Annotated in this window: 11 protein-coding genes; 4 read left to right on the top strand and 7 right to left on the bottom strand. The window is 65.8% G+C overall.

The window, feature by feature from the left end; genetic code table 11:
* The first annotated feature begins 144 nt into the window (after positions 1-144).
* A complete protein-coding gene (locus tag JYJ84_RS15505) occupies positions 145-1,671 on the top strand; it encodes an AMP nucleosidase (protein ID WP_174963076.1) in 1,527 nt (508 codons plus the stop codon).
* Positions 1,672-2,520: 849 nt separating this feature from the next.
* On the opposite strand, the gene JYJ84_RS15500 is transcribed toward JYJ84_RS15505, so the two are convergent.
* The 3 genes from JYJ84_RS15500 to JYJ84_RS15490 all read right to left on the bottom strand — a co-directional run bounded on the left by JYJ84_RS15500 (position 2,521) and on the right by JYJ84_RS15490 (position 4,768).
* Complete coding sequence (locus JYJ84_RS15500) at positions 2,521-3,492, bottom strand: aldo/keto reductase (RefSeq protein ID WP_175221789.1); 972 nt, start codon at positions 3,490-3,492, stop codon at positions 2,521-2,523.
* 26 nt (positions 3,493-3,518) lie between these two features.
* Complete coding sequence (locus JYJ84_RS15495; protein WP_122949159.1) at positions 3,519-4,322, bottom strand: SDR family NAD(P)-dependent oxidoreductase; 804 nt, start codon at positions 4,320-4,322, stop codon at positions 3,519-3,521.
* A 62-nt stretch (positions 4,323-4,384) separates the two neighbouring features.
* Complete coding sequence (locus tag JYJ84_RS15490; RefSeq protein ID WP_226214066.1) at positions 4,385-4,768, bottom strand: cupin domain-containing protein; 384 nt, start codon at positions 4,766-4,768, stop codon at positions 4,385-4,387.
* 239 nt (positions 4,769-5,007) lie between these two features.
* Here JYJ84_RS15490 and JYJ84_RS15485 point away from each other — a divergent pair, with 239 nt between their 5' ends.
* The gene (locus JYJ84_RS15485) at positions 5,008-5,940 is read left to right on the top strand and encodes a LysR family transcriptional regulator (protein WP_175221791.1); all 933 of its coding nucleotides are present in this window, start codon (positions 5,008-5,010) and stop codon (positions 5,938-5,940) included.
* A gap of 258 nt (positions 5,941-6,198) precedes the next feature.
* Here the strand turns inward: JYJ84_RS15485 and JYJ84_RS15480 are convergent, their stop codons facing one another.
* The 4 genes from JYJ84_RS15480 to JYJ84_RS15465 form a co-directional block, all read right to left on the bottom strand.
* A complete protein-coding gene (locus tag JYJ84_RS15480) occupies positions 6,199-6,762 on the bottom strand; it encodes a Tautomerase enzyme (protein WP_175221792.1) in 564 nt (187 codons plus the stop codon).
* A gap of 149 nt (positions 6,763-6,911) precedes the next feature.
* A complete protein-coding gene (locus JYJ84_RS15475) occupies positions 6,912-7,904 on the bottom strand; it encodes a GlxA family transcriptional regulator (RefSeq protein ID WP_122949163.1) in 993 nt (330 codons plus the stop codon).
* 170 nt (positions 7,905-8,074) lie between these two features.
* Entirely contained in the window at positions 8,075-8,371 is a 297-nt protein-coding gene (locus JYJ84_RS15470) for a hypothetical protein (RefSeq protein WP_122949164.1), read from the bottom strand.
* A 391-nt stretch (positions 8,372-8,762) separates the two neighbouring features.
* The gene (locus JYJ84_RS15465) at positions 8,763-9,521 is read right to left on the bottom strand and encodes a TIGR00730 family Rossman fold protein (protein ID WP_122949165.1); all 759 of its coding nucleotides are present in this window, start codon (positions 9,519-9,521) and stop codon (positions 8,763-8,765) included.
* Between the two features lies 1 nt (position 9,522).
* Between JYJ84_RS15465 and polA the strand changes: the two genes are divergently transcribed.
* On the top strand, positions 9,523-12,276 hold the full coding sequence (gene polA, locus JYJ84_RS15460; protein WP_175221793.1) for a DNA polymerase I: 2,754 nt from the start codon (positions 9,523-9,525) through the stop codon (positions 12,274-12,276).
* Positions 12,277-12,546: 270 nt separating this feature from the next.
* A partial coding sequence (locus JYJ84_RS15455; RefSeq protein WP_205189269.1) for an NAD(P)/FAD-dependent oxidoreductase occupies positions 12,547-13,021 on the top strand: 475 nt, incomplete at its 3' end.

Here is a 13,021-nt window from a genome sequence, read left to right as displayed (position 1 = left end):
ATGAGCGGCTTCATGATGAGTCTCCAGTGAACCCATCGATTTTAGCAAAATACTGCGCACCATCCGGCCCTCGCGTGCGTAGGGGCAGCCATAAGGGCGACCGGGTTCCGTGGTAATGTCGTCGGATCAGACGAGGTAATCAAAATGAAGAACGATTTGAGCCGCCGGCACCGTGTGCTGACGCCCGAAAGCCCGTCGGTCGAGGCTTTCGACGATCCGATCGCCGCCGTCGCGCGGCTGTCCGCCATTTACGACACGAACACGGGCTTCCTGCGCGATGCCTTTGCGCGCTATCGCCGTCACGAACCGATTACCGAGCACGTCCGCGCGTGCTACCCGTTCGTACGGATCCGCACCGACGTCAACACGCACGTCGATTCGCGCCGCTCGTACGGTTTCGTCGCCGGCCCCGGCGTATTCGAGACGACGGTCACGCGCCCCGATCTCTTCGCGAACTACTATCGCGAGCAACTGCGCCTGCTCGCGAAGAACCACCATGTGAAGATCGAGATCGGCGTGTCGTCGCAGCCGATTCCGATCCATTTCGCGTTTCCGGAAGGCATCCATCTCGAGGGCGAGCTCGACCGCGATCGTCTGCTCGCGATGCGCGACATCTTCGATACGCCCGACCTGTCGTATCTCGACGACCGCATCGTCAACGGCACGTTCGAGCCGGCGCCGGGCGAGCCGCATCCGCTGGCGCTGTTCACCGCCGCGCGTGTCGACTTCTCGCTGCACCGGCTGCGCCACTACACGGCCACGTCGCCCACGCATTTCCAGAACTACGTGCTCTATACGAACTACCAGTTCTACATCGACGAGTTCGTGAAGCTGGGCCGCACGGTGATGACGGAGAGCGACGATCCCGAGGTGCGTGCGTACCGCAGCCAGTACAGTTCGTTCGTCGAGCCGGGCGATGTCGTCACCTACAACGCGAACCTCGGCAGCGAGCCGGCCGAGGGCAACGCGCCGCCGCGCCTGCCGCAGATGCCCGCGTATCACCTGAAGCGCGCCGACGGCAGCGGGATCACGATGGTCAACATCGGCGTCGGCCCGTCGAACGCGAAGACGATCACCGATCACATCGCGGTGCTGCGTCCGCACGCGTGGGTGATGCTCGGTCACTGCGCGGGTCTGCGCAACACGCAGCGTCTCGGCGACTACGTGCTCGCACACGGCTACGTGCGCGAGGATCACGTGCTCGATGCCGATCTGCCGCTGTGGGTGCCGATTCCGGCGCTCGCCGAAGTGCAGCTCGCGCTCGAACGCGGGGTGGCCGACGTGACCCGGCTGGAGGGGGCTGAACTGAAGCGCGTGATGCGCACGGGGACGGTCGCGAGCGTCGACAACCGCAACTGGGAGTTGCGCGACCATCGCGAACCGGTGCAGCGGCTGTCGCAGAGCCGTGCGGTCGCGCTCGACATGGAAAGCGCGACGATCGCCGCGAACGGCTTCCGCTTCCGCGTGCCGTACGGCACGCTGCTGTGCGTATCGGACAAGCCGCTGCACGGCGAGCTCAAGTTGCCGGGCATGGCCGACACGTTCTATCGCGGGCAGGTCGACCAGCATCTGCAGATCGGCGTGAAAGCGATGGAGATCCTGCGCACGAACGGGCTCGACAAGCTCCATAGCCGGAAGCTGCGGAGTTTTGCGGAAGTGGCGTTCCAGTAACGCGCACGGCTTGCGGGGATTTCGATGTCCTGCCGGCTTCACGGCGGCAGGCGCGAGCCTGTGTCACCCCGCGCCGTGTCACCCGTCTGGTCGCCTGGGCACTCGTCGTGGCCGCATCACGGCCTTCGTACTAGCACGTGACCATTTTCTCCAATTTGGAAGTTGTCCTATAGGTTGTCCTTGTCATCAGGAATATGCTTTCCTGCGTGGCGTTATCCGACGCCCGCACGAAGGAACGGCGAATAGTCGATCCAATTGATACCTATCATATTGAGAGCAGACATACCCGATGAAAATCAAAATCCTGCTGGCTTCCCTGATGCTCACCGCATCTCTGTCGGCCATGGCCCAAGCGGTGATCGGCCCATCCAAGCCGCCTTGCAAACCGGTCGCGGTAATCGGCCCGTCCAATCCTTGCAAACCGGTCGCGGTGGTCGGTCCTACTACCCGACCGTGTTGGTGTAAGTGATGAAACAGGCGTGCCCACCCTTGGGTGCGCCTCGTCCGCGGGTTGGATAGCGACAGAGAAGGGCGCGCGTCAATGGCGCGAGGGAGCGACCTCTACTGCGCAAACCCGAGCGAGACACCTGTCACCTCGGGATTCCATCGTTCATCAGCCACCGCCTTTTTCTCGTCATTGTGATCGCTACGGTCTCCGTTCTGAGCGGCGCCATGAAGGCGTGTCCGGCACGGAGGATCGATTGAAGGCGGTGACGGTATTCGTCTGCGTCGCCGTCGGCGGCATCAGCTGGGTGCGTTGAACTGCATGTGCTCCAGTGGCGCGGGCTGCACGTTCCGTTGCCTTCGCGCAGCGCATGCCTTCAACCGGGCCAGCTCCCCGCATCGCCGTTACCACTGCACCAGTTCAACCGTTCGATTGAACGCAACCTCGAGCAACGCTTTTTCAGCATCGTCGAGCGTCAGATCGAGCGCCGCGAGCGCATCACCCAAGTGATGCGGCTTCGACAACCCGACGATCGGCGCGGTGATGCCAGGCCGGTTCAGCGCCCATGCCAGTGCGATCCGGGCCGGCGCCACCCCGCGCGCCTGCGCCACCTGCCTGACCGCATCGACGGTCGCCGCGACCGCGTCGCGCCCGTCGTACCAGGACACCATTTGCTGGTCGGTTGCGGCCCGCGTCGTCGACGCATCACGCGAGCCGGCCAGCAGCCCGCGGCCGAGCGGGGACCACGGTGTGTAGGCAATCCCTTCTTCCATGCAAAGCGGCAGCATGTCGCGCTCGTCGTCGCGGCAGATCAGGCTGTACTGGCTCTGCATCGACACGAATCGGGCGAGTCCGTGATGCCGTTGAAACGCGAGCATCTTCATGAATTGCCACGCATGCATCGACGACGCACCGAGGTAGCGGACCTTGCCGCTCCTCACGAGGGTATCGAGCGCATCGAGCGTTTCTTCGATCGGTGTGTCCGGATCGAACCGGTGGATCACGTAGAGATCGACGTAATCCGTCCCGAGGCGCTGCAGTGACGCATCGATGCTGGTGAGCAGGTGCTTGCGCGACAGTCCGCGCGCATTCGGCCCGTCGCCGGTTGGAAAGAACGCCTTGGTTGCAATCACCACGTCGTCGCGCGTCGCGAAATCGCGCAGCGCGCGCCCGAGAATGCGCTCGCTCTCGCCGCCCGAGTAGATGTCGGCCGTGTCGAAGAAATTCACCCCCGCATCGAGTGCCGCGCGGATGAAAGGGCGGGCCGTCTCCTCGGTCGCGACCCAGGGGCGCCATGACGGATCGCCGTAGGTCATGCAGCCCAGGCACAGCTGCGATACCTTCAGTCCGGACCTTCCCAGTTTCACGTATTCCATCGGTTCTTCCTCCGTGGCAGCGCTGGTCAGCGCATGCCGCCGATCGTGTAACCGCCGTCGACCAGGAGCGATTCGCCCGTCACGAAGCGCGCTTCGTCGCTGCAAAGCCAGACGGCCGCGTCGGCCACGTCCTCGGGCGTGCCGATCCGCCGGGCGGGCGTGAATGCGGCGAACGGGCGGAACATCTCGTCGTCGCCGAAACGGCGCGCCATCGGCGTATCGATGATGCCGGGGTTCACGTTGTTGATCCGGATGCCGTGCGGGCCGCCTTCGAGCGCGACCGCGCGCACCAGCGCATCGAGCGCGCCCTTGCTGGCCGAATAGGTCGACGAACCGGCAAGCGCGCCTTTCGCGAGCCACGACGACGTATTGACGATCGCACCGCCGCCGTGCGCGAGCATCGCCTCCATTTCGTACTTGATCGACAGCCACGTACCCTTGAGATTGGTGGCGATCACCGTGTCGAAGTCGGCCTCGGTCTGTTCCACGATCGGCGCGAACGTGCCTTCCGTACCCGCATTGTTGAATGCCGCATGCAATGCGCCGTAGCGTCCGATCGTTGTGTCGACGAGCGCGCGCACGCCATCGGCGGAGGCGACGTCGATGGTTATCGCGAAGGCTTCGCCGCCGCGCTCGGTAATCGCGCGGACGGTTTCGTCGAGCGGCGCCGCGCGCCGTCCGGCAACGACGACGCGGGCGCCTTCACGCGCGAATGCGAGCGCGGCCGCCCGGCCTATGCCGGTGCCGCCGCCGGTGACGAGCGCGACGCGTCCGTCGAGCCGGGGCCGCGTCGCGGCGGAAGAGGTTGACAGGCTCCGTGAATCGGACATGACGAGTTGCTCCAGGTGACGGGAAACGAGCCGGCCGACTGGCCGGCGCAGGGTCGAGGTGCTTAGTCCTGGCGGTCGGGCACCGTCAGGGGCGCGCCAGGCGTACCGGCGTAGAACACGATCAGTTCGGCGCGCTCGTCGCCGGTCTCGCCGCGATGGGCGCCGTCGACCATTTCCGGCACCACGTCGCCGGGGCCGAGCGCCAGCCGCTTGCCGTCGCTGCGGCGCACGGCGGTGAGGTGGCCCGACAGCACGTAGCCGATGTTGATCGACGGATGCGTATGCCACGGCAATACCGCGTGCGGCGGAATCGTGTAGCGTACGACCGTGATCTCCGGTTGTCCTGACGGATAGGCCCGATACCGCGAACCGTCCCACGCACGCGTGGTTTGCAGCAGCACCGTTTCGGCCACGCGGCTGCCCGCGTCCGTTTCCTGTGCGGTCACTCGCGGCGAACCAGCGACGATCAATGCGGCCGCGACGGCGGCTCGCGAAACGGCTGAAAATGAAAGTGTGTTCATGGCGGCAGGCCGTTTCGGCCCGGGTATCGAAGACAGCGCCATTGTGCGAAGCCGGGTGCCGCGCGAATAGCATCCGACCGGTTGAAACCGATTCAACCGGTCGGACAGGCGTTGCGATGCCGTGGATGATTGCCCGGGCGTTCCGGGCTTGACGGGAGTTGCGAATGGATCGGTTGAAGGCGCTGACGGTATTCGTCCGTATCGCGGCCGCGGGCGGCATCAGCGCGGGCGCCCGCGAGCTGGGCATGACGCCGCAAGCGGCCAGCAAGCAGGTCGCTGCACTGGAAACGCTGTTGAACGTGCGGTTGCTCCAGCGCTCGACACGCGGGATCGTGCTGACGCTCGAAGGCGAACGTCTGCTTGCACAGTGTCGCGGCGCCGTCGGGGAACTGGAGAGCGCGCTGCGCATGCTCGACGACGATCAGGCGCACGCGACCGGCACGATTCGTGTTGCGGCGCCGTATTCGCTGGCCCGGCGCTTTCTCGCGCCGCTGCTCGGCGAATTCTGCGACCGTCAGCCGGGCGTCACGGCCGAACTGATCGTCAGCGACGACATGGCCGACATCGTCGAACAGCGGATCGACATCGCGGTGCGAACCGGCAATCTGCCCGATAGCGGGCTCGTTGCACGGCGCATCGCCGATCTGCAATTGATCGTCTGCGCGGCGCCTGCGTATCTGCGTCGGCACGGCGAGCCGCAGACGATCGACGCGCTGCGCGATCATCGTTGCACCGCGTTCCTGTATCCGCGCACGGGCAAGCCGTTTCCGTGGGAATTCCTGGTTGATGGTCGTGTCGACGCACGGCAGATCGACCCGTTCATCGCGACCAACGACATCGATGCCGAACTCGACACGGTGCTGAGCGGCGCCGCGATCGGTCAGTTCTTCGGCTATTCGGTCCACGCGCACATTCGCGAGGGGCGTCTCGTGCCGCTGCTGACCCGGCACGTGACCTGCCGTTACGGCCTGCACCTGTGCATGCCGCAGCGCATGCACCTGCCGCGGAGGAGCCGTTTGCTGATGGATTTCCTCGCTGCCCGGCTTGGCGCGCATCCGGATCTGGCACCGCTTTCGTTTGCGGACGCGCCGGCATGACGCGCGCCTGATCGCGGACGCGCCACCGGGCGGCTGCGCGTCGTTGCTCCGCGCGCGTTTCTTCAGGCGTCCCGGCAGGCAATGACAGCCGTCACGGCCACGATCGGCGCGTTCGTCGGGCCGTGCGACGTCGTCACGTACAACGCGAACCCGGGCGGCCGGCCGGGCAAGGGCGCCGCGCGGTTGTGCGCGCCGCAGATGCCCGCATTGCATGGCGCCGGGTTCGGGTGCCGGGAGACGGCACGCGCTCGCCGAGCATCAATACGCGGGTTCGGCGATGCGAACGTGCGACGGGCCTTGATGCGTCTCGCGCATCGCGGCGAGCGCGGCTTCGAGCATCGTGATCGCATCCGTGCGCCGCTTGACCGCCAGCCGCTGTTCCCCGAGCGCCCGCAGCGGCGCGCCGCCGAAATAGTCCATGATGTCCGGCAGGCGGCGCACGACGCCGCGGCTGCCCCAGCAGCCGTCGTCGATTTCCGATGGAAAGACCCACACGCGCGTCGCAATGGCGTCGACCGGCACGCCTTCCGCACGAGCCACGGCGGCGGTCACGTCCGCAATCAGCCCGGCACGCGCGGCGTCCGTGTACTGGCCTTCCGGCACGGTCGGCACGATCCGGTAGATCGGCGCAGGCGCGACCGCCCCGGCGCGATACACGGCCGCCGGCCGATGGACGAAGATCCAGGTCACGTCGCGCACGCGCGGATTGTCGGGATCGAGTCCCTCGTGGCGGATCAGCGTGTCCGTCAGTTCTTCCATCAGTTGTGCTTCGGCATGCGGTGCGAGCGCACCTTCGGGAATGTATACGTCGATCATCGGCATGATGGTGTCCTGGTTCGGTGGAGAGGGTGTCGCTCCGAGGCGGGGCGACGTGAATCCAGTGTACGAACCTCATGCTGACGCGCGGAGTGGCGAAACTGCCATTCGACGATGCCAATGCCGACATCGTGTCCGATGCCCGTTGCGCGCGGTCAGGGCGTGAAACGACGGCGATATTCGCCGGGGGAGATGCCGGTCTCGCGCTTGAACAATTGCCGAAAGCCGCTGATGTCCGCGTAGCCGACGCGCTCGCAAACCGTGTCGATCGCGAGCTTCGTTTCCGCGAGCAGCCGCTTCGCGACTTCGATCCTGAGCGTCTGCAGATACCTGAGCGGCGGCGCGCCCACGGCGTCCCTGAAGCGGCGATGGAGCGTGCGTTCGCTCATCGCGACGTGATCGCTCAGCCGGGCGAGGCTGAAGGGTTCCCGCAGGTGCTTTTCCATCCAGCGTTGGGCGCGCGCGATGGTTGCATCGTCGTGCCCGCGATGGCCCATGCGGTCGAGGTCGATGAACGAATCCTGCGAGACGCGGTTCATGTCGATCAGCATGAGCCTGGCGACCGACGCGGCAAGGCGCGCATTCGCCAGTTTGTCGATGACTCGCAGCGCGAGATTCTGGTACGAGGTGACGGCGCCGCCGCACAGTATGCCGTCCTGCTCGGTCAGGATGTCCGACGCACGCAGTGCGACGTCCGGATAGCGTGCGCGGAAGCTCGATGCTTTCGACCAGTGCGTCGTGGCAAGACGGCCGTCGAGCAAGCCGGCCTCTGCGAGCAGGAATGTGCCGGTGCAGTACGTCGCGATCAGCGTGCCGCGCGCGTGTTGCCGGCGCAGCGCGTCGAACAGTGGCGCGAGCGCTGCGGGCCGATCGAGCAGCCGCTCGAGATCCGCGACGAACGGGCTGGTCAGCCAGATCGCGTCGGCGGGACTGCTGCCGTCGATCGCGCCATCGACCGGGATGATCTGGCCGGAGGTCGCGCGCACCGGCCGCCCGCCGATCGATTCGACGCGCCAGCGAAACGGTGCGCTCGTGCGGCCCTGCGAAGTCGTCGAGGCGAGATGGTTGGCCGCCGTGAGCATGTCGGTCGGCGCGGCGACGCCGGATGCAAGGGCCTGGTCGACAACCCAGATTCGGATGAGCGGCATGAGTGGCGGAAATGGCCTCGGACAAGGGCAATACTACCATCCGGTACCGAGCGATTCCGCGGGTCGTCAGGCATGTCGATGCATGCGCTCGGTGCTCGACAATCAAAAGGCCGCCCGGCGCCGAAGCGCACGGGCGGCCTTGGATGCGTCGAGCGGCTGTGCTGTGTCGCTCAGCACTCACCCTTCTTCGCGTGTCCCGGCGGGCAGTGATAGCCGCGATCGTCGTGACCGCGATAGCGCTGGTGGTCTTCCCACTCGCGGCGTTCCCAGTAGCGGTGGCCGTCGTAGTAGCGGTCGCCATGCCAGCCGACGATCACGGCGGGCGCCGGGGCGACCACGACGGGCGCGGGCGCGACGATGACCGGTGCGGGCGTGCCGATGTTGACGTCGACGTTGACGGCGTGGGCGAGGCCGGACAGCGAAAGGCCGAGGCCGGCGAAGGCAAGGGCGATCAGCGAGCGTTGCATGTTCTTTTCCGTGATGTCGTTGTAAAAGGCCGGCGCGACGCGATGGAAGCGAGGGGGACCGTTCCACCGGGGGGAACGCCGCACCGACACATGCAGTGTGCTGGCACGCGGCGGAAAATGCGAGGCGGGTTTGTTACGGCGGATTGGCGGCCGGCAGGCGCGGGGTACGGGTGTCGGGCCGCGTCATTTGACAATGGCGGCCCGCATGTACGGATGATTGCGCGCGCGTCGCACAGCGCCGGCTGTGCGGATTTGACATTCGGCGGCCTGCGGCCGCGAAGCGCGATTAACGGCGCGTTACAAACTGACACGCGGCAGATGGCGGGATCGCCATGCCTGCCGCGCGGGAAGCGGTACGCCGGCCGTCGGGCCGGCGGTCGTCACGGATGGATTACAGATAGAACATCCGGTCTTCTTCGGGGCGCGGCGGATGGCCGTCGTCGTCCGAACCTTCTTCCTCGCCGCTGTCCTCGTAGAACGCGAGCACCGCGTCGAGCACCTGGTCGGGATCGTCGATCACCTGCATCAGATCCATGTCTTCCGGATTGATGAGGCCCATCGGGATCAGCTGATCGCGGAACCACTGCAGCAGCCCCTTCCAGAACTCGCTGCCGACGAGGATGATCGGCACGAGGCGCGACTTCTTCGTCTGGATCAGTGTGAGCACTTCGGACAGCTCGTCGAGCGTGCCGAAGCCGCCCGGCATCACGATCACCGCATCGGAGTTCTTCACGAACGTGACCTTGCGCGTGAAGAAGTGGCGGAAGCGCAGCGAGATGTCCTGGTAGTGGTTGCCGGCCTGCTCGTGCGGCAGCTCGATGTTCAGGCCGACCGACGGCGCCTTGCCGGCGTGCGCACCCTTGTTCGCGGCTTCCATGATGCCGGGGCCGCCGCCGGAGATCACGGCGAAGCCGGCGTCGGACAGCTTGCGCGCGATCTGCGCGGCGAGCTTGTAGTGCGGTGTATCGGGCTTGAGACGGGCAGAACCGTAGATGCTGACAGCCGGGCGGATCTCCGACAGGTACTCGGTCGCCTCGATAAACTCTGCCATAATCGTGAACATCTGCCACGATGCGCGCGCCTTCTTGGCCGTCGCGCGTTCTTGATCTGCGAGCGAACGCAGACTCGGAATCACTTTTCTCTTGTTCATAATGCCTGAAGAACGAAATCTGGAAGGTAAGACCCTGCTATTGGTTGACGGTTCGAGCTATCTGTATCGGGCATACCATGCGATGCCTGATTTGCGTGGCCCTGGCGGGGAGCCGACCGGAGCGCTCTACGGAATCATCAACATGCTGCGCCGTATGCGCAAGGAAGTCAGTGCAGAGTATAGCGCTTGCGTGTTCGATGCAAAGGGCAAGACGTTCCGTGACGACCTTTATGCCGACTATAAGGCAAACCGTCCGTCGATGCCGCCCGACCTCGCCTTGCAGGTCGAACCGATCCACGGCGCGGTGCGCGCGCTCGGCTGGCCGCTGCTGATGGTCGAAGGCGTCGAGGCCGACGACGTGATCGGCACGCTCGCGCGCGAAGCCGAGCGGCACGGGATGAACGTGATCGTGTCGACCGGCGACAAGGATCTCGCGCAGCTCGTCACCGACCACGTCACGCTCGTCAACACGATGACCAACGAGACGCTCGACCGCGACGGCGTAATCGCGAAGTTCGGCGTGCCGCCCGAGCGCATCATCGACTACCTCGCACTGATCGGCGACACCGTCGACAACGTGCCGGGCGTCGAGAAGTGCGGGCCGAAGACGGCCGTGAAATGGCTGGCGCAGTACGACAGCCTCGACGGCGTGATCGAGCATGCGGGCGACATCAAGGGCGTGGTCGGCGACAACCTGCGCCGCGCGCTCGACTTCCTGCCGCTCGGCCGCACGCTCGTGACCGTCGAGACGGCCTGCGATCTCGCGCCGCATCTCGAATCGATCGAGGCGTCGTTGAAGACCGACGGCGAAGCGCGCGACCTGATGCGCGACATCTTCGCGCGCTACGGCTTCAAGACCTGGCTGCGCGAAGTCGACAGCGCGCCGGCGGAAGGTGGCGGCGCCGATGCGCCGGACGGCGAGCCGGCACCGGTGGTGGCGGCCGACATCGTCCGCGAATACGACACGATCCAGACCTGGGAGCAGTTCGACGCGTGGTTCGCGAAGATCGACGCGGCCGCGCTGACCGCGTTCGATACCGAGACGACCTCGCTCGACCCGATGCTCGCGCGGCTCGTCGGCCTGTCGTTCTCGGTCGAGCCGGGCAAGGCGGCCTACCTGCCGGTCGGGCACCGCGGCCCCGACATGCCCGAACAGCTTCCGCTCGACGAAGTGCTCGCGCGCCTGAAGCCGTGGCTCGAAGCGGCCGATCGCAAGAAGGTCGGCCAGCACCTGAAGTACGACGCGCAGGTGCTCGCGAACTACGACATCGCGCTGAACGGCATCGAGCACGACACGCTGCTCGAATCGTACGTGGTCGAATCGCATCGCACGCACGACATGGACAGCCTGGCGCTCCGTCATCTGGGCGTCAAGACGATCAAGTATGAAGACGTGGCCGGCAAGGGCGCGAAGCAGATCGGTTTCGACGAAGTGGCGCTCACGCAGGCCGCCGAATACGCGGCCGAAGATGCGGACATCACGCTGCAGCTGCATCACGCGCTGTATCCGCAGGTTGCGCGCGAACCGGGCCTCCTGCGCGTGTATCGCGAGATCGAGATGCCCGTGTCGCTCGTGCTGCGCAAGATGGAACGCACGGGCGTGCTGATCGACGATGCGCGCCTGCAGGCGCAGAGCACCGAAATCGCGACGCGCCTGATCGAGCTCGAAGCGCAGGCATACGAACTGGCGGGCGGCGAATTCAATCTCGGCTCGCCGAAGCAGATCGGGCAGATCTTCTTCGAGAAGCTGCAGTTGCCGGTCGTGAAGAAGACACCGAGCGGCGCGCCGTCGACCGACGAGGAAGTGCTGCAGAAGCTGGCCGAAGACTACCCGCTGCCGAAGCTGCTGCTCGAGCATCGCGGGCTGTCGAAGCTGAAGTCGACCTATACCGACAAGCTGCCGCGCATGGTGAACCCTTCAACGGGCCGCGTGCACACGAACTACGCGCAGGCTGTCGCGGTCACGGGCCGCCTTGCGTCGAACGATCCGAATCTTCAGAACATTCCGGTGCGCACGGCCGAAGGCCGGCGGATCCGCGAGGCATTCATCGCGTCTCCGGGCCACAAGATCGTGTCTGCCGACTATTCGCAGATCGAACTGCGGATCATGGCGCACATCTCGGGCGACGCGTCGCTGCTGCGTGCGTTCTCGCAGGGTGAGGACATCCACCGCGCGACGGCCGCCGAAGTGTTCGGCGTGACGCCGCTGGAGGTCAATTCCGACCAGCGCCGGATTGCGAAGGTGATCAACTTCGGGCTGATCTACGGGATGAGCGCGTTCGGGCTCGCGTCGAACCTCGGCATTACGCGCGACGCGGCGAAGCTCTATATCGACCGCTATTTCGCCCGCTATCCGGGCGTCGCGCAGTACATGGAAGACACGCGCGCGATCGCGAAGGAGAAGGGCTACGTCGAAACCGTTTTCGGTCGCCGCCTGTGGCTGCCCGAGATCAACGGCGGCAACGGCCCGCGCCGCCAGGCGGCCGAGCGCGCGGCAATCAATGCGCCGATGCAGGGCACCGCGGCCGACCTGATCAAGCTGTCGATGATCGCGGTGGACGACTGGCTCACCCGCGACAAGCTTGCGTCGCGGATGATCATGCAGGTGCACGATGAACTGGTGCTCGAGGTACCCGACGGCGAACTGTCGCTGGTGCGCGAGAAACTGCCGGAAATGATGTGCGGCGTGGCGAAGCTGAAGGTACCGCTCGTCGCCGAAGTGGGTGCCGGCGCGAACTGGGAAGAGGCACACTGACGCACCGCCGCGCGGTTCCCGATTCCTGCGGCATATTGTTGCAGGGATGCTGAATATCGAGATGGTTTGCTTGTGGTCAACGCGCAAGCTCCCGGACAATGCATGTCATTGATGCGGGGGCGGCGCGCCCCGCGTTCCGGGGTTGGAAACATCGAAGTGCTTCGAACTGCACATCGATGATGTCCGAACCGGTTAATCCACCGGGTGGCGCGAATGCATCGCGTTCGCACTGTCCGGCGGCAGCAGTTTCGAATCGCAAAGGGGGAACAGATGCATCGGATCATCATCGTAGGCGGAGGCGCGGGCGGCCTGGAACTGGCGACGCGGCTCGGCGACCGTTACGGCGCGCGCGGCAATCGTTCCGCGCGTGCGCTTGTCACGCTCGTCGACCGCAATCCGACCCACATCTGGAAACCGCTGCTGCACGAGGTCGCGGCCGGCAGCATGGATCCGTTCACGCAGGAGCTCGAATATGCGGCGCAGGCGCGCTGGCATGGCTTCGAGTTCCAGCAGGGCGGGCTGACCGGGCTCGACCGCGCGGCGAAGCGCATCACGCTCTCGCCGGTCAACGACAGCGACGGCGAGGAACTGCTGCCGGCGCGCGAGCTGGAATACGACACGCTCGTGATCGCGATCGGCAGCACGACTCACTTTTTCGGCGTGCAGGGTGCATCGGAAAACGCGATCGCGCTCGATACCGTTGGCGAGGCCGAGCGCTTCCGCAAGCGGCTGATCGCCGCGTGCA

It is taken from the genome of Burkholderia sp. LMG 13014, from assembly GCF_905232215.1.
Classification (GTDB): Bacteria; Pseudomonadota; Gammaproteobacteria; order Burkholderiales; family Burkholderiaceae; genus Burkholderia.
This window is presented reverse-complemented; position numbering and strand designations above follow the sequence as displayed.